Source organism: Aphanizomenon sp. UHCC 0183 (assembly GCF_009712065.1).
Classification (GTDB): domain Bacteria; phylum Cyanobacteriota; class Cyanobacteriia; order Cyanobacteriales; family Nostocaceae; genus Dolichospermum; species Dolichospermum heterosporum.
The window spans coordinates 31,315-53,688 of the sequence record NZ_VILC01000024.1 but is presented as its reverse complement, the minus strand read 5'-3'; the positions used below and the strand labels follow the sequence as shown (position 1 = coordinate 53,688).

Here is a 22,374-nt window from a genome sequence, read left to right as displayed (position 1 = left end):
TCACCCAAACCCTCTTCACTCTTGCCTCTTGCCTCTTGCCTTTTGCCTTGCCATAACGACAATTTTCAACGCCAACCTACTTAACAGGATTGAAATGGTTGGAGAGTTTTGGTTTCAAGGTACGTTGTCCCCCAGTTAGGTTTTTATACAGGTTGATTACCTTTCCTGTCATCTGAGATGATAACATCAAATATAATCAACTTATCACTGGGGGATAAATCCCCTCTTACAGCTTTCATCCCCGGCTAACAAGACATTGATACCTAAAAATTTTGGGGATTTTTAGGTATCAATTCCGGGGTTTTTAGCTTATCTTCTTATAAAATATTTAGAAGATTACTGTCAAGGTTGTCAAGAGCGCAATAGCCAAAATTATATTCAAGCCCAAATGTGGTTAATTTAAGCTTATCAAATGGGTGGACAATTACAAAGAGCGATCGCTCTGAGTCAAATTTTGCGTAATCATCCTCATTCCCAAATCAACACTTAGGCTAACAAAATTCTAGCTGTGCTATCTAAAGAGATTTCCCGTGCCTGATCTATCCCCCAACTATCTGATTAGCGTAGAATTACGAGAATTACTCGTACAAAAACTCGGCGTTCTGCAAAAAGACAATGTGTTATTACAGCAGTCTTTGAGAGAACAGCAAATTAAAACTACAGCCCAAACAGAAGATTTATTCTTGGAACTTTTAGAAGTTGCTGATGCCTTAGAAGCTTTATTAGACTATCTAGAAAACAATCCTAGTCCTAGTCCAGAATTTATAGAACGTCTACCCAGATCCATAGGTGCAGTTAATCGCAAGTTTCTCGGTGTTTTAGGAAAGCGCCAACTTTTACCTATAGAATTACAAAAAGGAACAGAACCAGATTTTAACTTATGTCGCGTCATTGACCGGGAAGAAAGAACAGATATCCCAGACCAAACAATTACTAAAATTGTCCGTCGCGGATTTCATTTAGGTGAAAAAGTTCTCCGTCCCACAGAAGTCATTACTGCTAAATCAGATAATGGTAATGGGTAATTGGTAATGGGTAATTGGTAATTGGTAATTGGTAATTGGTAATTGGGAAAATTCTTTCTCCCCCACTTCCCCCACTTCCCCCACTTCCCCCACTTCCCCCACTTCCCCCACTCCCCCCACTTCCCCTGCCTCTTTTAACTCCTACTTACACTGTTAACTATGACTCCTCACAAAAGTGATATTAAAGATACTTCTTCACAAACAAAAATCTGGAGTAGTTGGCAGGAAAATTTAGTTTTAATAACTATTGCCCTGTGTTTAGCGCTTCTAATTCGGACATTTATTGCTGAACCACGCCTGATTCCCTCAGAATCAATGTATCCTACCTTGCACACAGGCGATCGCTTAGTTGTAGAAAAAGTATCATACCGCCTTCATCCTCCCAAAATCGGCGATATCATCGTTTTTAACTCACCACCAGAACTACAAAGACGTGGATATTCTCAAAACCAAGCCTTTATCAAACGGGTAATTGGTGAACCAGGCGCAATAATTAGTATCGCCCAAGGCAAAGTTTACCTCAACGGTACAGCCTTAACAGAAGACTACATTGCCGAACCACCAAATAGCCCATTTCCCGAAATCAAAGTCCCAGAAGCCGCATTTTTCGTGATGGGAGACAATCGCAATGATAGCAATGATTCTCGCTACTGGGGTTTTGTCCCCAGTCAAAACGTCATCGGTCGCGCCACGTTCCGCTTTTGGCCTCTTGACCGCATCGGCTTAACTTAGTCCACTGACCACTGACAAAGGGCGCAGGCCCTGCGCCCCTACGAAAAGCGTAAATAATACATCAACTGAGCGATCGCATCCCCAGATAATTCTAAACGTTGTTGAAAATCTGCTAAACTTCGGTAAGAACCAGCAGCCACACGGTTTTCCACAACTATCTGTGCTAAAGATAAATCTATAAAAGGGATTTTGGCAAGACTTTCTACCGAAGCAGTATTAGGATTAATCGGCTGAGGTTTATCCAGGGAATTCTGATCATAATAATTAAAATTCAGCAAAGGTTTTAATGGTTCTAACCGTTGTACTGGCAAACCCAAAGCCGCCGCCACATCTTCAATACAGTAGAATACCACACCAGCGCGAGAAAGTTCCACAAGCGATCGCCCTTGATGAATTGACAACCCAGGTAACCGCAGCCAATCATCCACAGTCGCCTGATTAGCATCAACACCCAAACCCAACTCAGCCGCCATTTGCACCTCTTCCCAGGACTGCAAACGATAATAGGCATCATTCATCAACTTAGCGCGAAGCCTTTGCAATTTCAGATTTAAAGGTAGCCACTTATTCATTCTTAACCTGATCCTTTTACCAATCACCTAAATCTGATCCAACATCTGACGACGTTTTTGCTCAAACTCATACTCAGAAATTAATCCATCTTGACGGAGTGCTTCTAACTCACGCAAAGCATTAGCAACCGATTCCACTTGATTACCAACTGGTGATGGTACTCTCGTTACCGACTCACCCAAATTAAAATATCGATCAAAAGTTTCTTCCTCTTGAGTTAAATACCAAACCCCTTCAATAGCACAAGCCACCTTGGGAATAGGTGTCCAAGACAACAAAACATATAGAATTCCCCAAAGTGGCTGTCCCAAGTAAAATTTATGTAAACCCGAAACCGTTAATGTGCCGGAAAATGCTAGAATAGCAGCAATAGTACGGCTTTTTCGTTTAGTGAATATCATTTTATCTATAGCCATTCTACTCAATTCGTCAACTAATGGGTCAAGTTACATAGATTAGTAGTAGGTTGGGTTGAGGTACGTATCCCTGACGGGAGGCGTTAGCCATAACCCAACAAATACGTCGGGTTGCGCTGTCGCTTCATCCAACCTACAAAAAATAATCTCCGCGTCTTTAGACCGGAGAGTGTCAACGAACTCTATACTTGAAGTCAAGTAGTGAAATTCGGGTAAAAACCCCTACTTTAACCGAAGTAGTTTCCCCAGATGAATCTTCTACAATAAAATAAGACATAAAGGCAAAATTCGGAGCTACTCAACTAATAGCATTAAGTTAAAGAAAAGCAAAATGGGATTCTTCGACTCTGAAATAGTGCAGCAAGAAGCCAAGCAATTGTTTGAAGACTATCAAGCACTGATTCAACTTGGCAACCACTACGGCAAATTTGACCGCGAGGGCAAGAAGCTGTTTATTGAGCAAATGGAGTCTATGATGGATAGATACCGCGTCTTCATGAAGCGTTTCGAGCTATCAGAGGATTTCATGGCACAAATGACCATGCAGCAACTAAAAACTCAACTAGGTCAGTTTGGCGTAACTCCACAACAAATGTTTGAGCAAATGAACGTGACCTTAGAAAGGATGAAAGCGGAATTGGAAAAAACAAAATGACTGAGAACTGGAAGCAGTGACAGTAGGGGAGGATAGAGAACTTTTGACTGTTCCCTGTTCCCTGTTCCCTCTTAATTTGATTTAGGACGTGGAAACTGAGAAGTAGACTTAAACTTTTCTACAGGTACACCCTTGAGCGCCTTTGTCATAAAGTCCCGCCATATAGGGGCTACCATGACCCCACCAGTTGCTCCACGTGCCAGTTGTTTGCTATCGTCTCTCCCTACCCACACAGCAGTAGTTAACTGCGGTACAGTACCGATAAACCAAATATCCTTTTCTGAGGATGTAGTTCCTGTCTTACCAGCAGCAGGGCGACCTATTGCAGCATTTTTACCTGTACCTTCAGTCATTACTGAAGTCATAATATCAATAGTAGCTGCTGAAGCCCAAGGATCTAAAACTTGTTTTGGTTTGGGTGTATTATCAAGAATTACATTACCAGCACTATCGGTAATGCGAACAATTACCGTAGGTGGTGACTGCCAACCATAATTAGCCAATGTAGCATAAGCACTAGTCATTTCTAAGGGAGTAACACCAATAGCGCCCAAAGGTAGAGAAGTAACTGGTTCCATTGGACTCATAATACCCAAAGTCCGGCAGGTTTCAATGACTTTATTCATCCCCACCGCTTTACCAAGTTTAATGACCGGAATGTTGCGAGACTGGGCAAGGGCTGTGCGAATTGACATCGCTCCTGAGAAACTACCATCGTAGTTTTTTGGATAGTACCAACCATTACCATCTTGATAACTAACTGGAGCATCTATGACTGTGGTATCAGGTGTATATTTACCAGTAGCAAAGGCGGCATAATAAACAAAAGGTTTAAAAGCCGAACCTGGTTGGCGTTGGGCTTGGGTGGCTCGGTTAAATTCACTGAGTTTATAATCTACACCACCGACAAGGGCTTTCACGAAGTGAGTGCGAGGGTCAATTGACACTAGCGCCATTTGATTCTTAGATAACCCTTGGGACTGAAGCTTTTCGTGCCATTCTTTGACGGTTTCTTCAGCCATTGTTTGGAATTTAGCATCAACAGTGGTTTGGACGCGCATTCCGCCTTTAAGCAAGGAATCACGACCAAATTTCTTCGCCAGCTCTTGAGCTACAGTATTGGTGATGTAAGGTGAGGCACTACCCTGAAAAGACCTGATCTTACCCAGTTTAATTGGTTGTTTCAGGGCATCATCATATTCTTTTTTGGTGATCCAATTTAACTCTACCATCCGCCCCAGAACTTCTTTTTGTTTCTGTTTGGCAAGTTTCATACTCGCAAAAGGGCTAAACTCTTCTGGAGCTTGGATTAAACCTGCCATCATAGCTGATTCACCCAAAGTTAAATATTCTGCTGATTTATTAAAATAACTGCGGGCTGCTGTTTGCACACCGTAATTGTTATGACCCCAATAAACTTGATTGAGGTACATTTCTAGAATTTCGTCTTTACTGAGGATTTGCTCTAAACGAATTGCTAGGACAGCCTCTGCCAATTTCCGCGTAAAAGCCCGTTTTTGAGATAAAAATAGGTTTTTAACTAATTGCATGGTGATGGTAGAACCACCTTCTTTCACGCCTCCTGCTACCATATTAACTACTATGGCACGACCAACACCAGTGGGGTTAATGCCATGATGATCGTAAAAGTGACCATCTTCACTAGCTAAGACGGCGCGTTTGAGGTTGGGGGAAACTTTATTGAGGGGTACTACTTCTCGGTTAGCTTCCCCGTGGATACCAGTTAAAAGTTTGCCTTTTATATCGTATATGTAAGTTGTTTCCGAGGGGAAAAAGTTTTTTATTTGTCTAACATCTGGTAAATTACGGAAACTAATGGCTAAACCTACTAGTGTTCCCGCAACAATAGAGCTTGTTAGGAGTGTTATGGATAGCAAAGTACCGCCAGTTATCTGACCTACTCCCTTAAAGAACTCAAATCCAGATGAAGCCTGCTCTTGTGGTTGTTTGTTTGCAAAAGTCCTAGACGACACGGCGATCTCACTTCCTCACTTGTAAATTTAAATGTAATTCATTAAATGGAAAAAGGCAGTTAATTTTTTGCAATTATAGTAATCTGGCAGAAGAAAGGACAAATAATTGGTTTGTGAACATAATAAACTTAACTTTTAGAGTGGAAAGTATAGTTAATAGTGAATTTCTTAGTATGACGCAAAATTTCTCTTGGTTGCATCGTGGTGTGGCGGAAATTTTTCCGCAACCCCATGTTGGTGATAATGATACGGAAAGTTTGGAAAAGCGATTACTCAATTCTGACCGCCCTTTAAGAATTAAACTGGGTATTGACCCTACGGGAGCAGATATTCATTTTGGTCACAGCATACCTGTACGAAAGTTGCGGGCGTTTCAAGATGCTGGTCACACAGCAGTTCTCATTATTGGTGATTTTACAGCACGGATTGGTGATCCTACTGGTAAATCTGAGGTACGTCGTCAGTTGACAGAAGCACAAGTAGCGCAAAATGCCCAAACTTATCTTGACCAAGTCCGTCCTATTTTAGATTTTGACACACCTGGTCGGTTAGAAGTCCGTTATAACTCAGAATGGCTTTCTCGTCTAGATTTGGGGAAAACTTTGGAGTTACTTTCAACGATGACCGTAGGACAGATGTTAGCTAAGGAAGGTTTTGCGGAACGTTATAAACAAGAGAGTCCGATTTTTCTCCATGAGTTCCTGTATCCACTGATGCAAGGTTATGATTCTGTGGCTGTGGAGGCTGATGTTGAATTAGGGGGGACTGATCAAAAATTTAACATTGCTGTGGGGCGAGATTTACAGCGTCATTTTGGTCTGAAGCCTCAGTTTGGATTGTTATTGCCAATTCTCATTGGTACTGATGGTGTCCAAAAGATGTCTAAGTCTTTAGGTAATTATGTGGGGTTGGGGGAACATCCTTCCCAAAAGTATCAAAAATTTCAAGGTGTACCGGATAATTTACTGTCACAGTATTTTGAATTGCTGACAGATTTACCTTTGGATAGTTTGCCAGAAAATCCGCGCCACGCCCAAGAATTTTTAGCTTGGGAAATTGTCTGTCAGTATCACGGTGAACAGGTGGCTAATGAGGCGAAGGAAGCTGCGAAAAGTGGTGGTAAGGAGGGAACGTTACCTGAATTTTCTCTGGCTGCTATTCCCCAATTTCCTGCTAAATTAGCTTTTATTCTTGGTGCTACCGGTTTATGTAAAAGCGGTGGCGAAGGAAAACGCAAAATCCAAGAAGGTGGTGTGCGCCTAGATGGAAATAAAATTACTGATATTGATACCTCTTTTTCAGAACCTAGCGAATTAAACGGTAAAGTTTTACAAGTTGGTAAAAATAAGTTTGTGCGTTTAGTGGCAGGATAGGGAACAGAGAACAGGTGACAGGTGCTACGCCACGGAGACAGGTGCTACGCCACGGGGACAGGTGACAGAAAAAAGATGCTTCCCAATGACCAATGACCAATGACCAATGACCAATGACCAATGACCAATGACCAATGACCAATGACAACTGACAAAATTATTGTTCCTTTAGATGTACCAGATTTAGAGAGTGCGATCGCTCTTGTTAATAAACTTCCTCAAGTCACTTTCTGGAAAGTTGGTTTGGAGTTGTTTACTAGCACAGGTCCCAAGATTCTGGATATCCTCAAATCTCAAGAAAAGCGGATTTTCCTCGATTTGAAATTTCACGATATCCCCAATACTGTTGCTGGTGCTTGTCGGACTGCGGCTAGTTATGGGGTGGATTTATTGACAATTCACGCAACTTGTGGTAAAGATGCTTTAAAAGCGGCGGCGGAAGCTGTGCAAATTGGGGCGGAAAAAGCAGGAACAAAACCACCAAAATTAATTGCTATTACGTTGTTAACCAGTATTTCGGCGCGACAATTGGCGTTTGATTTGAAAATTCCCCTCGAATTGCCAGAATTTGCTTTAGAAATGGCACTATTGGCTCAAAATTCTGGTTTAAATGGGGTCGTTTGTTCTCCCCAAGAGGTGCAACAATTAAGAACAAGTTGTGAAAAGGATTTTTTACTGGTTTGTCCAGGAATACGACCAATTTGGGCTGAAAAAGGAGATCAAAAGCGATCGCTCACTCCCTCCCAAGCTATCACAGCCGGTGCAGATTATCTAGTTATCGGTCGTCCCATTACGGCGGCGGCTGAACCTGAGTTAGCCTGGAATCAGATTGTTGAGGAGTTAAAAACAGTGTGATGAACAAAGGAGTCTGTAGGGGTTTAGTAATGCTCAATAGACACGCCAGGAACGCCAGGGAATAAATTCCCTGTCTCATAGCTCAAGTCCGTTAAAACGGACTAATAAATTTTCCAAATATTTAGTCATCAAAAGACAACTTTCGCTATTAGCAAGGAACTTGAGTTCCTTGCGGGATATAGGTTTTACTTTCAGTTGACACTAATGAGCAATGCTAAACCCTCAAAAAAAGGTATATTTCTCCACTGCTTTGTGGTTTTCGTGGTTGGTAATCTGTAGTTATTTTCACTACCCAGTAATTGCTAAAAATATTCCTTCTCAACCTGTAAATCCCGAAATTAGTAATTCTTGTTCTGAGCAAAGTTTAGAGACTTTAACAACGCAGATGATGCTGGATTTACCTAGCTATACTAACCGAGTGATTCAACGTTCTCGTCGTCTTAAACGGAGTGTTGATACTTTTTCCTATATGTTGGCTGCTGGTAAACCAGAGTTTGCATCTTTACCATTAAATCCAGGTATTGATAATGGGGACAAGTATAATGTGGATGATGTAAGACAGGTTTTTTTTACTACATTAGAACGGAAATATATTCATAAAAAAGCTGTAGAATTACAAGAATTCCATCGGCTATTTTTAACAAAAACTAATATTGGCTGGACTGTGGTGATGATGTTTTCCCAAACTAGTAGTTATCCAGTCAAACCACCTATTGCACCACCCAGGGATAGTAGTAATAGTGCGATCGCTCAAAGTGTTAAACTGTGGTTACGAGATTGTCAAACAATTGACACAGGAAAATTCAGGAGTAGGGGCGCAGGGCCTGCGCCCAATCAGGATTCAGGCGTTTGATGTGTAGGGATTTAGCAGTGCTTATTGGTGTCAACTTAAGCTAAATCCCTACCGATAGGATAAAGAATCTCAGCAGCTAAAGCCGCTGAGATTGTTAAAGAGTTTGGAAATACTTCTCCAAAGCCTCATGTACCAAATCAGTCATCGGTCGTTCTTGTTTTTCCGCAGTTTCCCTGAGTTGAGCGTAAAAATCATCCCGCAGACTGACACGGTGACGGGATTTACCACTGCTGGTAGAGTCTCCTGGGGTGTATTCAGCCACAAATTCCCGAATCGCATCAAAACCCAATCTGTCGCAAAAATCCCCAAAACTTTCTTTTGGTGTGCGGAACTTTTTAAAGAAGACAAAAATCGGTTCTAGGAAACTTTCAATATCATCATGGTGCAATTTTTCTGTAAAAGGTTGTGCTAACCGGGTTTGATGTGGTGAACCACCCAACCAAACTTGATAGGATTCTGGCGCACTACCCACTAAACCCAATTCTGCCATATAAGGACGAGCGCAACCGTTAGGGCAACCAGTCATTCTGACCACAAAATGTTGATTTTGTAACCCCAGTTTATCTAATAAAGCCCTAATTCTCTCTAAAATACCCGGTATTGCTCGTTCTGATTCCGTGATTGCTAAACCACAGGTAGGTAAAGCCGGACAAGCCATAGCATAGCGGGTTAATAGTGCTATTTGATCGGGATCAGCAACAACGCCACAGTTATCCAGAATCTCTTGAATGGCTACTTTGTCTTCTGGTGCGATGTCGTAAAATAGTAGGTTTTGATTACCTGTGAGGCGAATTGGCAGATTAAATTGCTCAACAATTGTCCGCAAAGCGGTTTTGAGTTGAAATGTGCCATCATCTTTGACACGCCCGTTATCAATAGAAATACCTAAGAAGAGTTTACCGTCTCCTTGTTCATTCCAGCCCAGGAAGTCCTTATATTTAAACTGGATTAGGGGTTTAAATGGTTCCAGTTTTTTGCCAAGGTATTCTTCTACTTGAGTGCGGAATTTATCTACACCCCAATCATTAATTAAGTATTTTAATCTCGCGTGTCGTCTGTCGGTGCGATCGCCATAATCTCGTTGTGTCGCAACTATAGCTTTTACAAGATTATATACATCAGCTTTGGCTACATAACCGATAGGATCAGCCGCTCTAGCAAAGGTTTCTTCCTTATTATGAGTTCTCCCCAAACCACCACCAGCAAAAATATTAAATCCTGCTAATGTGCCTTTTTTATTGGTAATCACTACCAAAGTCAAATCTTGGGAATATAAATCAACAGAATTATCTCCCGGAACTGTGACGCAAATTTTAAATTTGCGAGGCATATAGTGAGTTCCATAGATAGGTTCTACGGAATCATGAACAATAGTACCATTACCGTTGCTGTGTCGGGCTGCTTTAACATCTGGATGTTCTTCGGCGCTAACGGCTTTTTCCCCGTCTAACCAAATTTCGTAATAAGCACCGGTTTGGGGAGAAAGTAAATCAGCGATATTTTGGGCATATTCCCAAGCATACTGATATTCTGAGCGATTTTTAAAGGGGGCTGGCGGAGCCATGACGTTGCGGTTAATGTCACCACAAGCGCCCAAAGTTGAACCGAGATTTTCGACAATTGTAGCGATCGCCGCTTTCAGGTTCTTTTTCAGGATACCATGTAGCTGAAAGCCTTGGCGAGTAGTAGCTCTGAGGGTATGATTACCATATTCATCAGCCAATTTATCCAAAGCCAAATATAGCTCTGGGGGTACTAACCCGCCGGGATTTTTTGTCCGCAGCATCATTTGGTAATCTTTTTCCTGACCCTTAACTCGGTTATCACGGTTATCCTGTTGATAAGAACCGTGAAACTTAAGAATCTGAATTGCGTCTTCAGTAAAGTGGGTGGTGTCTTGGAGGATTTCCGTCGCCACAGGTTCACGCAAAAAATTACTATTTTCTTTGATACCTTCAACTTTAGAAGGCTTACGATTAGTTACAGGAGAAGCAGCAGAGTTAACCATTACAGTAGATACTTGTGTCAAAAAATAAGGCGTAAGTTGAAGCAGGCAAAAGGGGTAAGAGACGGATGCAAACCCCGAAAAATCGGTCGGAATTATGAATAATATTTTAATTTTAACATGGTGAGAGGCCAGCTTGATTCATGATGTAGCTTATCATTTTAGTTGACACTGAGATTAATATTTAAAATTATGCTAGATACCACTAAAATACTATCTGGTTTCATGGGTGTATGTGTGGGTGATGCCTTGGGTGTACCTGTGGAATTTTCTCTTCGTACTGAACGCATCAAGTCACCAGTCACAAAGATGTTAGGTTATGGAACATGGAACCAACCTCCTGGAACTTGGTCTGATGATAGTTCGTTGATGTTATGTTTAGCAGATTCTTTATGTAGTGGCTATGATGTGGATGATATGGGCAAATCATTCTGTCGCTGGTACAGAGAAAATTACTGGACTGCTCATGGTGAGGTATTTGATATTGGTAATACCACATATAAAGCTATCATCAACTTAGAAAAAGGTATTCCACCGTTACAAGCAGGTGGTACTGGTGAAAGTAGCAATGGTAATGGTTCATTAATGCGAATTTTACCAATGGCGTATTTACATGAAACCTTAACTTTTCTCGATTTAATTACAAAAGTACATGAAGTTTCTTGTCTTACCCATAGCCATCTCCCTTCACAAATGGCTTGTGGGATTTATATTAGTATCGCTATAGAATTATTGAAAGGGGCTAATTTAGCAACAGCATATTTACAAGGGTTGGAGAAAATTCAAGAAATTTATACTATTAGTAAATATATTGGGGAAAAATCCCATTTTCAGCGAGTATTTAACGGTAAAATTGCCGCATTACCCATAGAAGAAATTAATTCTGGTGGTTATGTCATTGACACACTAGAAGCGTGTATTTGGTGTTTATTAAATAGCTCATCTTACGCTGAATCGGTTTTCAAGGCTGTTAATTTGGGTGGAGATACAGATACTACTGCTGCGGTGACAGGTGGGTTAGCAGGAATTTATTACGGGGTAGAAAATAGAAAATATTCCCCCGGAATGGTTTCAACAAACCGCACGGAAACAAGACATTATTGATTTATCTCATCGTTTTGCCGCAGTTTGATCAAGCAGAAGTTAGAGTAGTGAACTACTCTAACCAGCAAGTACCTGCATGACCTTTAAACTAAAGACAAAGAGTAGACTTGACCATCAATTAACAGTCTGGTAATCCCCTTAGCCTGTAAATGGCTACTAGCCTTATGGAGCATTTGACTATCGGGGACTTTAATCACGCGATCGCGCTTAGTAGAAAAGCGTTTAGCCACACGATGATTATCAAAAATCGGCAGTGTTTTCTGTTGATTTTCCAGACTCGGAATCAGACCCAAATCACCAAAGTCCTTGAGTGGACGGGTAATTAACTCCGCAGAGCGATCAATTACCAAATAGCAAGTTTTTGGTAAATGGGCAACCGACAATGGTAAAACCTGAACAGATACTTCCCCATTTCCGCGTCTGGTAACTAGGGGTTTTGGGGCTTCATAGTCTTCGTCCTCAAAATCCTCCTCATCCTCATACAAATCATCATCTAAATCGTCATCCAAATCATCAGGTTCATCCAGCAAATCCTCATCCAAGATTTCCGCAAACAAATTGGGCTGTGAATATGGAGATTCTACATCTATCTTAGATTTGGGGACAACTGGTGTTTCTGTCGGCTTGTGTCTGACAATTTCTAATTCTTTGACAACAGGAGTTTCCTTAATAACGGGAAGTTTGGGTTTTTCCACGGATGAGGAGCGTGTTTTTACCCGTCTAATAACTGGAATAGGGTGAGCAAAATCAGAATCACCATCTCCTTCTGGTTCTGGTTCTGGTTTTGGTTCTGGTTCTGCTGCTATTGTCGGCTGTTCTAGTTCTAGATCAGATAACCTCTCCACCGTATCAGCACTGCTAGAAATTTCCACTGTCAATGGTGGTTGATTCAACAGCGGTAACTGCTCATAACTTACCTGCGCTCTGCCTTCAGGGGTTCTAGCAGCACGTTTTAAAGAAACGAGAAATTCATACTCTTCTTCTGGTAAGGTACTTTTGAGCAGTCGGCTAATTGTGGAATTACTCACACCATAGCGTTCTGCTAAAGTCGAAGTTGTTTCGGCAGTTTCTCGATATAGCTTGAGAATTTCTTGTTTGTCAGAATCTGTTAATTTTCTCACGGTAGACACCAAAATTTGTTAAGTTCGTTTGCGTCCACGGTCTCGGCGTTTAAGACTCAATGATGCGTCGTATTCTAGGACAGCACCCAGACCGAATAACACTCCACTAAACACCCAGAATACTTCTAGTATGTCTCCACTTTGATAATCCGGTCTTTGAGCGAATTTAAACCACATATCTGCAATGTAGAGCGAAAATGCGGCTGCGGCAATCATTCGCCAAGATAAGGAGACTTTACCTACCCAAAAAGCCAGTAGCATAGTTGTGGCAATCATTAGTAACGCCACATCGCTAACTATGTAAAACAAATTCAGCAAAAAGGCAATTTGTTCAGTTGATGCTTTTTCCTTTTGAGAAATCAACCAAGCTAGAAAACTGCCTAATGCTTCAACTGCCGCCACAATTAGCCACTGCCGTGCTTCCAGGTTAATTCGGCAAGAAACCAAGGCTAAAGCCATACCATTCCCTAAACATAAATATGTGAGGACAAAAAATATATCAGCAATAGATACATCTGGATCTTGTTTTAGGACGATTTCTGTATAGCCGAAAACGAGTCCACCTATAAAATAGGCAAACATTCCTAACCCGATTGACAGCCAGACTTTTCCACTACTAACCATTTGGGTACTCCGCTAGTTCCTCCAGCATAAGAGACTTGCGACCAAATAAGCCACAGCTTTAAAAATATTTGTGCCAATTACATACCACTGAGCGTGGACTTCTATTCCTCTTTGCACTGGGTCGGGGATTTTGGTACTAAACAACAAAAAGTATAACAATGCTAAGAAAGCCCAGCTAACACCAGCTAAAATAAGATTTTGAGTAGTTGATAGGGACTTAACGGGAGATGAATTATTGTAAGATTTACTCATAGAGACTAACTAAGTAAATGCTCTGAATGTAATATTTTTTGCACATTGAATAAAATATATACTGCAATTGGTTCATAGTTTAACCAAATATGAAACCCCTCTGGTAAACCTCTCCCCGCAACGGGGAGAGGTTTTGAACCTTGTTCTTTGTATGACAAAAAAGTCCAGATTCTAGCCGTTTTGAGTATAGCAGATGGCAGATCAATATCACTTGCAGTTTATTACTAAAACTAGGAAATTAAAAATTTCCTCTTGCCTATTTAGACAATTTTAGATATAATAGTGAAGGTTTCATGGGTACGTAGCTCAGTTGGATAGAGCATCCGCCTTCTAAGCGGACGGTCACAGGTTCGAGTCCTGTCGTACCCATTCATTAAATACAGCAGAATTCAGGAGTCAGGAACTAGGTTGCTGTCTGGCTTTGAATAGAGGGCGTTGCTGATAGCCTGCGTGGCGAAGCCATATTGAGGCATGAAAATCAAAAATTCTATTTCTCAATCTCTTACTCTCTGCGACTTTGCGCTTCTGCGTGTTAGCAAAGCTTGATAAATTCACTAATGCCGAATAAAGAATTGTTGGTTTATATACGCTGTGTTGTACTAGATTTAAACAAGAATAGTTGAGGGTGTTAGGGCTAAAGTTTTCGTTAAATCTGTCAGGAGAAAGCGATCGCAGAGTTTAAATAATTCTATCTCTGTAGAGGTGTGTCGCATCAGCCGCAGGAAATGACCGTCAGTATCAACATTCAAAGCAATGTAGTTAAGAAACATTTTCAGGTAGCCTATCCGCGCACGTTCTGGCATAGTGGAAGCTGTAGGGTTTTGCCATAAGCGATCAATGTAATTGCGTACCTCTGCTAACGGCACTAGTGTGATCTGTTCTCCCCGTAAAGCCTGACGAATTTGATTAAACAGCCAAGGATTTCCAATCGCCCAACGTCCCACCATCACCCCCGCTGCACCTGTTTGCGAAAGCACTTCTAAGGCAGTTGTCGCCGATTTGATATTACCATTAGCCAGCACTGGACAGTTAACCCGTCTCACCGCTTCCGCAATCAAATCATATTTAACTTCCCCGTGATACATATCTTTCACCGTGCGACCATGCAAACTCAATAAATCAATATTGTTATCAGCAATTATATCTAGGATTTTATAAAAGTTATCTGTATTTTCAAAACCTACGCGCATCTTCACCGTTAAAGGTCTATCATTAACCACAGAACGCAGTTCTCCCAAAATCCGCTCGACTTTTTCCGGTTCTCGGAGTAATCCACCTCCAACATTTTTGCGATAGATTCTCGGCGCAGGACAGCCCATATTTAAGTCTACTCCAGCGATATTATAGTCGCAGAGTTCCTTTGCGGTTCTGGCTAAATCGGGGATACTTTCGCCAATCATTTGGGCAAAAACCGGGCGACCTGTATCGTTTTCGGTAATTGCTGCCAGGATTTTCCGATTGAGTCGTGAGGTATCATTGACACGAAAATACTCAGTAAAGAAGTAGTCAGGGCTACCGTAGTGGGCAATGACTTTCATAAACCAGAGATTGGTTACATCTTGCATAGGTGCAAGCGCAGTAAGTGGTAAGTCTTGCTGAAGCGATTGGGGGAGCAATACGTGGGACATAGAGTTGCAAAGCGTTCAACGGTAATTGAGAATTAATTATAACAAAATCCTTACGGAGTAAAGTTTTGACTGTGGTATAAGTAGATTGGCGTTGAAAATTGTCGTTATAGCAAGGCAAGAGGCAAAAGTAAGGAAGTTTTCAGCGATTTTACGTTTCTTTACACAGTTTGGTTTTATTGTGTTCACCTACTTATCTTAGAGGATGTTTTAAAAGTGGTATTCCGTAATTTTTAAGCTGTTACGCAGCTAAATTTGATAACCATAATTTACTTGAACTTTGTAGTGCGGGCATCTTGCCCGCTAGAATTATACAAACTAAATGCACAACAGCTTATCACATTGCTACCCCCCTTTCCCCTTGTAAAGGGGGAAACAATAAAAATCCAGTTCCCTCCCCTTTACAAGGGGAGGGTTAGGGAGGGGTAAAAAATATTTGATACATCAACCATAACTTTTCAAATACCCTCTTAACTCTTTTTGTCATCCCGTTAGCTATCAGACAAATTGATTAATTCGTTGCCAAACACTTTCTAATAAATCATAATTATCCATATTAACATATTCAAGATTAGGAGATTGTCTAAACCAAGTCCGTTGACGTTTAGCGAATTGTCTGGTATGTAAAACAATTAATTCTTTTGCTTCTTCTAAAGAAAGTTCACCGGCTAAATATTGCTTGATTTCTTGATATCCCAAAGTATTTAATAAAGATAAATCAGTACCATATTTTTGACAAAGATATTCAACTTCACCAACTAAACCATCTGCTATCATTTGCTCAGTTCGCTTGCGAATTCTCACGTCTAAATGTTCTGCATCAGAATCTAAACAAATTTGCAAAATTGGATAATCTGGTGGGTTTTCTCCTTGCTGTTCAGAAATGGGTATACCAGTTGTATAATAAACTTCCAAAGCTCTTAAAGTTCGCACCAAATCGTGAGCATGAATTTTTCGGGCAGCGATCGCATCAACTTGTTGTAATATCTGGTAAAGTTGAACTTGTCCTAAAGATTCTAATTGCGATCGCAATTCTGGTTGTGGTGAAACCCTGGGAATCTTCATTCCTTGCACAATGGAACGAATATATAAACCAGTTCCACCCACTAACAACAGTGTTTCACCCCCCAATCTAGCAATTAAAGCTTGTGCTTGTTCCTGATAATTTGCTAATGTCATTATTTCAGTTGGTTCACAGATATCTATTAAATAATGGGGAACTGATTTTTGTTCAACCATATTTGATTTAGCCGTACCAATATCAAACTCACGATATACTTGACGAGAATCAGCACTAAGAATTACAGAATTTAACCTTTGTGCTAAACTCAAAGCCAAACCAGATTTACCCGTCGCTGTCGCTCCACAAATTACAATTAATTTAGTCATTGGTCATTGTCTCTTGAATTCCCGTTAGGGTTACAACCCCTAATAAACTTCTCACAAAATTGCGCTACAGACGGCAGGAAGGCTTTTGTGTTATAATGTTGGGGTGATTTGACTTTTTTAGCCTTTTGGCGATATTAACCCCAAGCATCAGGAGAATTTTCATGACGAGCAGTTACAGTGCCGATCAGATTCAAGTTCTGGAAGGTCTGGAAGCCGTCCGCAAACGACCAGGGATGTACATTGGTACTACAGGTCCGCGAGGACTCCACCATTTAGTTTACGAGGTAGTGGACAACTCTGTTGATGAAGCTTTGGCGGGTCACTGTACCCATGTTGAAGTGGATATCAATGCTGATGGTTCTGTTACAGTAACAGATGATGGTCGGGGTATTCCCGTAGATATTCACCCAAAAACCGGAAAATCAGCTTTAGAAACTGTGTTAACTGTTCTCCATGCTGGTGGTAAGTTTGGTGGTGGTGGCTATAAAGTTTCTGGTGGTTTACACGGAGTGGGAATTTCTGTTGTTAACGCCCTCTCTGAGTTTGTAGAAGTTACGGTTTGGCGAGATCACAAGGTACATACCCAACGATATGAACGGAGTTTCCCTGTTACGGAATTGGTAGCAACGCCTTACAAAGAAGATAGAACTGGTACTTCTATTACCTTCAAGCCAGATACACAAATTTTTACCACCAGCATAGAATTCGATTACATTACTTTATCAGGAAGATTGCGCGAGTTAGCGTACTTAAATGCAGGTGTCAGAATTACTTTTACCGATCATCGTTTAGAAATCATTAAAAGCGATACACCGAGAATAGAAACTTATGAGTACAAGGGTGGTATTAAAGAATATATCGCCTACATGAACCGTGAGAAGCAACCTCTCCATGAAGAAATTATCTATGTCCAAGGGGAACGTAATAACGTCCAGGTAGAAGTTTCTTTGCAGTGGTGTACTGATGCTTATACAGATAATGTCCTCGGCTTTGCTAATAATATTCGGACTATTGATGGTGGTACACACCTAGAAGGTTTAAAAGCCGTTTTAACTCGGACATTAAATGCAACCGCTCGCAAACGGAATAAAATTAAAGAGAATGAATCTAACCTCAGTGGTGAACACGTCCGTGAAGGTCTAACTGCTGTAATTTCTGTTAAAGTCCCTGATCCTGAATTTGAGGGACAAACTAAAACTAAATTGGGAAATACAGAAGTTCGCGGTATCGTTGATTCTTTTGTGGGGGAAGTTCTCACTGAATATCTAGACTTTCATCCGGCGATCGCTGATGCTATTTTAGATAAAGCTATCCAAGCGTTTAAAGCTGCTGAAGCTGCCCGTCATGCGCGGGAATTAGTCCGTCGGAAATCAGTATTAGAATCCTCTCCTCTACCTGGTAAGTTAGCAGATTGTAGTTCTCGTGATCCGGCTGAGTCTGAAATATACATCGTGGAAGGCGATTCAGCGGGAGGCTGTTTTCATGGTGATACATTAGTAGCATTAGTTGATGGGCGATCGCTCAGTTTTAAAGAAATCGTCGCCGAACAAGCAATCGGCAAAGAGCATTTTTGCTACACCATTCGTAATGATGGCACTATTGGGGTAGAACGGATTATTAACCCCCGCATGACTAAAGCCAATGCTGAAGTCATTAAGGTGACATTGGATAATGGCGAAACAATTGTTTGCACACCAGATCATCGCTTCATGTTACGCGATGGCAGTTACAAGCAAGCCGCATTATTAACCCCTGATGATTCCCTCATGCCTCTATATCGGCAAATATCTGATATCAGCAATCCAGGGATTACCATTGATGGTTATGAAATGGTTTGGAATCCCCGTTCTGATTCTTGGTTGTTTACCCATACCTTAGCGGATTGGTATAACCGTTATTTAGGTGTTTATCAGCTAACAGATGGAGAACACTGCCATCATCTTGATTTTAACAAGCGTAACAATAACCCTACGAATTTACAGCGGTTATCCGTTGAGTCACACTTAGCTTTGCATCGCGCTCATATTGAAAAAACATTACATCGTCAAGATGTAATTGACAAGAGCCGGAAAACTCGTCAAGGTAAAGAATTTCGTGCCAAGATGAGTCAAAGAATGCAGCAGCCGGAAACGCAGCAAATTTTGTCAGCACAAGCTAAGGAACAATGGCAAGATGAAGCCTATCAAAGTTATATGCTGGGCAAATGGAGAGAGTTTTATGACAATAACCAAACTTATCGTCAGGAAAACCATAAACGCCTCAATCAAGCACAGCAAGACTATTGGAGTGATGAAGCTAATCGGTTAGCCCAATCCCAAAGAGTTAGCGCCTATTTTGCTAATAATCCCCAAGCCCGTGAAACTCAATCACTTTTGGCTAAGGAACAATGGGAAAATGAAGCTTTATTGGCATGGCGGCGAGAAAAAACACAGCAGCAATGGACACCTGAATTTCGCGCCCAACGTCATGCTACTTTGCAGCAAACCTACTATCGCAAAACTATTACTGTCCTCAAGCAGATTGAAGTTGAGCAAGGTAAGCTTGATTTAGAAGCTTATAATACGTACCGTCAACAAACAAAAGACAAGTCTTTATTACGGTTTGATAATTTTTGTCAACGCTACTTCGATGGTAATCCAGCGTTAGCCTATGAAGCTGTTGCTAATTACAATCACCGCATTGTCAGTATTGAACGTTTAGCAGAACAGGTAGATGTTTACGATATCGAAGTTCCGCAAACACATAACTTCGCTTTAGCCAGTGGTGTATTTGTTCACAATAGTGCCAAGCAGGGACGCGATCGCCGTACCCAGGCAATTCTGCCCCTGCGTGGTAAAATCCTCAACATTGAAAAAACCGACGATGCCAAAATCTATAAAAATAACGAAATTCAAGCCTTAATTACCGCACTGGGTTTAGGTGTCAAAGGTGAAGAATTCAACGCCTCGCAGTTACGATATCATCACGTAGTATTAATGACTGATGCTGACGTAGATGGGGCGCACATCCGCACGCTGTTGTTAACTTTCTTCTATCGTTATCAACGGGCATTGATTGAACAAGGTTTCATCTATATCGCTTGTCCTCCCTTGTACAAAGTCGAACGGGGTAAAAATTACCAGTATTGTTATAGCGAACGGGAATTGCAACAACATCTAGGTACTCTTCCCAGCAATGCTAACTATACCATTCAACGTTTTAAAGGTCTGGGAGAAATGATGCCAGAACAACTCTGGACAACCACCATGAATCCAGAAACCCGTACCCTCAAACGAGTGGAAATTGAAGACGCAGCCGAAGCTGATCGGATTTTTACCATTCTTATGGGCGATCGCGTTGCACCCCGCCGGGAATTCATTGAAACCTATGGTTCTAAACTGAATATGACAGATTTAGATATCTAAGGTAATGAGTAATGGGTAATGGGTGATTGGTAATCACGGATCTACCTCCCCCGTTCCCTTTCTCGATAAATTTTTCACTAAAAATCATAAATTTTCTCCACAAAGGGGGAAAGCATTTGCTATGCTTATAAAGCGCAACTAGATATTATCTACAAAGCAAAGCTTAGTAAGTATACACAAAACTTTTCATAACCAGATGACAGCCACCTTCTTAAAATCCGAAGTATTCATAACTACAATTGACATACGTTAATTTACCCAAATATATCTTTGGGCAACTTTAGCAGCAATATTATTTATCACCTGATTAAAATATCGTTGTATACCATAAGAACAGTTTGTCAAGTTGCACAGGGTAGAAATCTCAACTCTGCGCTAATGTGTGAATAAGGCTAAATCGAGAGAAATCTTAATTCATCTCTTACCTCGCTAAAAATGTGCAAGAACTTTAACTCCTTAGTTCAAGTTCTTGGTATAGCATATACAAGAGTTAGTGCCTGGAAACAAACACCAATCACTAGCTAATAGTGAATATGTACAATTAGTTCAACCAGAACTAATATCTGTAAACAAATATCCGCCTTCGGACTAAGTTCAAGCAGAACATAAATACTATTTGTTCATTTAGGAACAATTTGTATAAGTTTTATAAAGCAGCAAGTGTGCCTACCTTTTAATTTAATAAGAATGCCACTGACCAACCCAAAAGTTTTCGACAAGATTTAATGGTATTACCACCATTTTTAATGTCTTTTTGATAAAGGTGGCTTAATCTTAGTAAATAAGTTCATAAATAATGCACGAAAAGAGTGTAATTTTTGTGAAACAGGCTACAATTGGAACAGTATTTACAGTTAAATCTGCTAAATGTCATACACTGTATCCGCACCGGGAAACTTTTTGAAAAAGATGAATCTAGGTTTATAGATTCGGTTAATCAAAAGTGATATGTAGGATGATCGGGTATGACAATTAAAAAAAGCAGGCAATTCGCTTTCAAAGTGATATTTGCCACTTTTACTAAACAATCCTGCATCAAACAGGAAAAAAATCACCGAAAATATCTGAGGTTAACCAGCCAAAACCCGATTTTCGGTTCACAGATTACTCCACACTAAAAGTAATCGCAATGTCTTCAGTAACTGATTCTGCAAGGAGCATGAGGAACGCGGCATGAACCAGGCTAACAACGTACTCGATAATATTTATCAGCCTGACCTAGAAATGATAAATCCGCCTGAGATCGAATTACAAGCACTCTTAATAGAAGAAGAGGACTTATTGCTGACTGATGACGGCGAAATTGATGATTTTTTAGAGCCTCAGTCTGATGAGGACGACGCAAAGTCTGGAAAAGCCGCTAAATCGCGTCGTCGGACACCAATCGCCAAGAAAAAGCACTATACAGAAGATTCAATTCGTCTGTACCTGCAAGAAATTGGACGGATTCGTTTGTTACGCGCAGACGAAGAAATTGAACTAGCGCGGAAAATCGCTGAGTTACTGGAATTAGAACGGGCGCGGGAAAGGCTTTGTGAACGCCTAGAACGCGATCCTAGAGACAGCGAATGGGCAGCAGAAGTATCATTACCATTACCAACCTTTCGTTACCGTCTGCACGTGGGACGGAGAGCGAAAGACAAGATGGTACAGTCGAACTTGAGACTTGTAGTTTCCATTGCCAAAAAATACATGAATCGGGGCTTGTCCTTCCAAGACTTGATTCAAGAAGGTAGTTTGGGTTTGATTCGTGCGGCTGAAAAGTTTGATCACGAAAAAGGCTATAAGTTTTCTACCTACGCTACATGGTGGATACGTCAAGCAATTACAAGAGCGATCGCTGATCAGTCCCGCACTATCCGTTTACCGGTTCATCTCTACGAAACCATTTCTCGGATTAAGAAAACTACCAAACTCCTATCTCAAGAAATGGGACGCAAACCCACAGAAGAAGAAATTGCAACTCGTATGGAAATGACCATCGAGAAACTGCGGTTTATTGCCAAATCTGCCCAGTTACCAATTTCTTTAGAAACACCTATTGGTAAAGAAGAAGATTCTCGTTTAGGTGATTTCATTGAATCTGATGGTGAAACTCCAGAAGATCAAGTTTCTAAGAACTTGCTGCGGGAAGACCTAGAAAAAGTCCTTGATAGTCTCAGTCCTCGGGAAAGGGACGTTCTCCGACTTCGCTATGGTTTAGATGATGGGCGCATGAAAACTCTGGAAGAAATCGGTCAGATTTTCAACGTTACCCGCGAACGCATTCGCCAAATCGAAGCTAAAGCACTCCGTAAATTACGCCATCCCAATCGGAATAGTGTATTGAAAGAGTATATTCGTTAATTGTTAGGGGTGGGTTTAAGTCATTAAT

The 22,374-nt window shown here is 41.0% G+C and carries 15 protein-coding genes, 1 tRNA gene and 2 pseudogenes; 10 read left to right on the top strand and 8 right to left on the bottom strand.

Annotated features, from left to right (window positions below; genetic code table 11):
• The first annotated feature begins 530 nt into the window (after positions 1 to 530).
• Both FJR37_RS10775 and lepB read left to right on the top strand, forming a co-directional pair.
• Positions 531 to 1,025: a nucleotide exchange factor GrpE gene (locus FJR37_RS10775; RefSeq protein WP_052149725.1), complete on the top strand. Its 495-nt coding sequence runs from the start codon at positions 531 to 533 to the stop codon at positions 1,023 to 1,025.
• Positions 1,026 to 1,184: 159 nt separating this feature from the next.
• The gene (lepB, locus tag FJR37_RS10770; RefSeq protein WP_039199364.1) at positions 1,185 to 1,757 is read left to right on the top strand and encodes a signal peptidase I; all 573 of its coding nucleotides are present in this window, start codon (positions 1,185 to 1,187) and stop codon (positions 1,755 to 1,757) included.
• A gap of 38 nt (positions 1,758 to 1,795) precedes the next feature.
• Here lepB and FJR37_RS10765 read toward each other — a convergent pair whose 3' ends face one another.
• Both FJR37_RS10765 and FJR37_RS10760 read right to left on the bottom strand, forming a co-directional pair.
• On the bottom strand, positions 1,796 to 2,329 hold the full coding sequence (locus tag FJR37_RS10765; RefSeq protein WP_039199365.1) for a ComEA family DNA-binding protein: 534 nt from the start codon (positions 2,327 to 2,329) through the stop codon (positions 1,796 to 1,798).
• 27 nt (positions 2,330 to 2,356) lie between these two features.
• Positions 2,357 to 2,728: an NINE protein gene (locus FJR37_RS10760; protein ID WP_039199390.1), complete on the bottom strand. Its 372-nt coding sequence runs from the start codon at positions 2,726 to 2,728 to the stop codon at positions 2,357 to 2,359.
• A gap of 349 nt (positions 2,729 to 3,077) precedes the next feature.
• On the opposite strand from FJR37_RS10760, the gene FJR37_RS10755 reads away from it, so the two are divergent.
• Complete coding sequence (locus tag FJR37_RS10755) at positions 3,078 to 3,401, top strand: DUF1825 family protein (RefSeq protein WP_039199368.1); 324 nt, start codon at positions 3,078 to 3,080, stop codon at positions 3,399 to 3,401.
• A 71-nt stretch (positions 3,402 to 3,472) separates the two neighbouring features.
• Here FJR37_RS10755 and FJR37_RS10750 read toward each other — a convergent pair whose 3' ends face one another.
• Positions 3,473 to 5,395, bottom strand: coding sequence for a transglycosylase domain-containing protein (locus tag FJR37_RS10750; RefSeq protein ID WP_168466009.1), 1,923 nt, complete (start codon positions 5,393 to 5,395; stop codon positions 3,473 to 3,475).
• Positions 5,396 to 5,568: 173 nt separating this feature from the next.
• Between FJR37_RS10750 and tyrS the strand changes: the two genes are divergently transcribed.
• From tyrS to FJR37_RS10735, 3 genes are all read left to right on the top strand, one after another.
• Positions 5,569 to 6,768 (top strand): tyrosine--tRNA ligase, encoded by a 1,200-nt coding sequence (gene tyrS, locus FJR37_RS10745; protein ID WP_168466008.1) that lies wholly within the window; start codon positions 5,569 to 5,571, stop codon positions 6,766 to 6,768.
• A 141-nt stretch (positions 6,769 to 6,909) separates the two neighbouring features.
• Complete coding sequence (gene pyrF / locus FJR37_RS10740; protein WP_168466007.1) at positions 6,910 to 7,623, top strand: orotidine-5'-phosphate decarboxylase; 714 nt, start codon at positions 6,910 to 6,912, stop codon at positions 7,621 to 7,623.
• Between the two features lie 211 nt (positions 7,624 to 7,834).
• Complete coding sequence (locus FJR37_RS10735; RefSeq protein WP_235334447.1) at positions 7,835 to 8,476, top strand: hypothetical protein; 642 nt, start codon at positions 7,835 to 7,837, stop codon at positions 8,474 to 8,476.
• A gap of 94 nt (positions 8,477 to 8,570) precedes the next feature.
• Here the strand turns inward: FJR37_RS10735 and sir are convergent, their stop codons facing one another.
• On the bottom strand, positions 8,571 to 10,484 hold the full coding sequence (gene sir, locus FJR37_RS10730; protein ID WP_168466006.1) for a sulfite reductase, ferredoxin dependent: 1,914 nt from the start codon (positions 10,482 to 10,484) through the stop codon (positions 8,571 to 8,573).
• A gap of 189 nt (positions 10,485 to 10,673) precedes the next feature.
• On the opposite strand from sir, the pseudogene FJR37_RS10725 reads away from it, so the two are divergent.
• A pseudogene (locus FJR37_RS10725) lies at positions 10,674 to 11,613 on the top strand (ADP-ribosylglycohydrolase family protein).
• Between the two features lie 55 nt (positions 11,614 to 11,668).
• Here FJR37_RS10725 and FJR37_RS26190 read toward each other — a convergent pair.
• Together FJR37_RS26190 and FJR37_RS10715 are read right to left on the bottom strand one after the other, a co-directional pair.
• Entirely contained in the window at positions 11,669 to 12,706 is a 1,038-nt protein-coding gene (locus FJR37_RS26190; protein ID WP_174763413.1) for a transposase, read from the bottom strand.
• Positions 12,707 to 12,724: 18 nt separating this feature from the next.
• A pseudogene (locus tag FJR37_RS10715) lies at positions 12,725 to 13,582 on the bottom strand (hypothetical protein).
• Between the two features lie 295 nt (positions 13,583 to 13,877).
• Here FJR37_RS10715 and FJR37_RS10710 point away from each other — a divergent pair.
• Positions 13,878 to 13,951: transfer RNA gene (locus tag FJR37_RS10710), tRNA-Arg, on the top strand.
• Positions 13,952 to 14,187: 236 nt separating this feature from the next.
• Here the strand turns inward: FJR37_RS10710 and FJR37_RS10705 are convergent.
• Together FJR37_RS10705 and miaA are read right to left on the bottom strand one after the other, a co-directional pair.
• Positions 14,188 to 15,210 carry a tRNA-dihydrouridine synthase family protein gene (locus FJR37_RS10705; RefSeq protein ID WP_039199683.1) on the bottom strand — a complete coding sequence of 341 codons (1,023 nt, stop codon included), beginning with the start codon at positions 15,208 to 15,210 and terminating at the stop codon, positions 14,188 to 14,190.
• Between the two features lie 495 nt (positions 15,211 to 15,705).
• Positions 15,706 to 16,596, bottom strand: coding sequence for a tRNA (adenosine(37)-N6)-dimethylallyltransferase MiaA (miaA, locus tag FJR37_RS10700; RefSeq protein WP_168466005.1), 891 nt, complete (start codon positions 16,594 to 16,596; stop codon positions 15,706 to 15,708).
• A gap of 161 nt (positions 16,597 to 16,757) precedes the next feature.
• Here miaA and gyrB point away from each other — a divergent pair, with 161 nt between their 5' ends.
• Both gyrB and rpoD read left to right on the top strand, forming a co-directional pair.
• The gene (gene gyrB, locus FJR37_RS10695; protein WP_039199681.1) at positions 16,758 to 20,000 is read left to right on the top strand and encodes a DNA topoisomerase (ATP-hydrolyzing) subunit B; all 3,243 of its coding nucleotides are present in this window, start codon (positions 16,758 to 16,760) and stop codon (positions 19,998 to 20,000) included.
• Positions 20,001 to 21,173: 1,173 nt separating this feature from the next.
• The gene (gene rpoD / locus FJR37_RS10690; RefSeq protein WP_027401183.1) at positions 21,174 to 22,346 is read left to right on the top strand and encodes an RNA polymerase sigma factor RpoD; all 1,173 of its coding nucleotides are present in this window, start codon (positions 21,174 to 21,176) and stop codon (positions 22,344 to 22,346) included.
• Positions 22,347 to 22,374 lie beyond the last annotated feature (28 nt).

Excerpts from the sequence above, each read along its gene's own strand:
- FJR37_RS10705 (WP_039199683.1), bottom strand. The coding sequence starts at position 15,210 with ATGTCCCACGTATTGCTCCCCCAATCGCTTCAGCAAGACTTACCACTT.
- FJR37_RS10755 (WP_039199368.1), top strand. The coding sequence starts at position 3,078 with ATGGGATTCTTCGACTCTGAAATAGTGCAGCAAGAAGCCAAGCAATTG.
- tyrS (WP_168466008.1), top strand. The coding sequence starts at position 5,569 with ATGACGCAAAATTTCTCTTGGTTGCATCGTGGTGTGGCGGAAATTTTT.
- rpoD (WP_027401183.1), top strand. The coding sequence starts at position 21,174 with ATGAACCAGGCTAACAACGTACTCGATAATATTTATCAGCCTGACCTA.
- FJR37_RS10765 (WP_039199365.1), bottom strand. The coding sequence starts at position 2,329 with ATGAATAAGTGGCTACCTTTAAATCTGAAATTGCAAAGGCTTCGCGCT.
- pyrF (WP_168466007.1), top strand. The coding sequence starts at position 6,910 with ATGACAACTGACAAAATTATTGTTCCTTTAGATGTACCAGATTTAGAG.
- lepB (WP_039199364.1), top strand. The coding sequence starts at position 1,185 with ATGACTCCTCACAAAAGTGATATTAAAGATACTTCTTCACAAACAAAA.
- gyrB (WP_039199681.1), top strand. The coding sequence starts at position 16,758 with ATGACGAGCAGTTACAGTGCCGATCAGATTCAAGTTCTGGAAGGTCTG.
- FJR37_RS10735 (WP_235334447.1), top strand. The coding sequence starts at position 7,835 with ATGCTAAACCCTCAAAAAAAGGTATATTTCTCCACTGCTTTGTGGTTT.
- sir (WP_168466006.1), bottom strand. The coding sequence starts at position 10,484 with ATGGTTAACTCTGCTGCTTCTCCTGTAACTAATCGTAAGCCTTCTAAA.
- miaA (WP_168466005.1), bottom strand. The coding sequence starts at position 16,596 with ATGACTAAATTAATTGTAATTTGTGGAGCGACAGCGACGGGTAAATCT.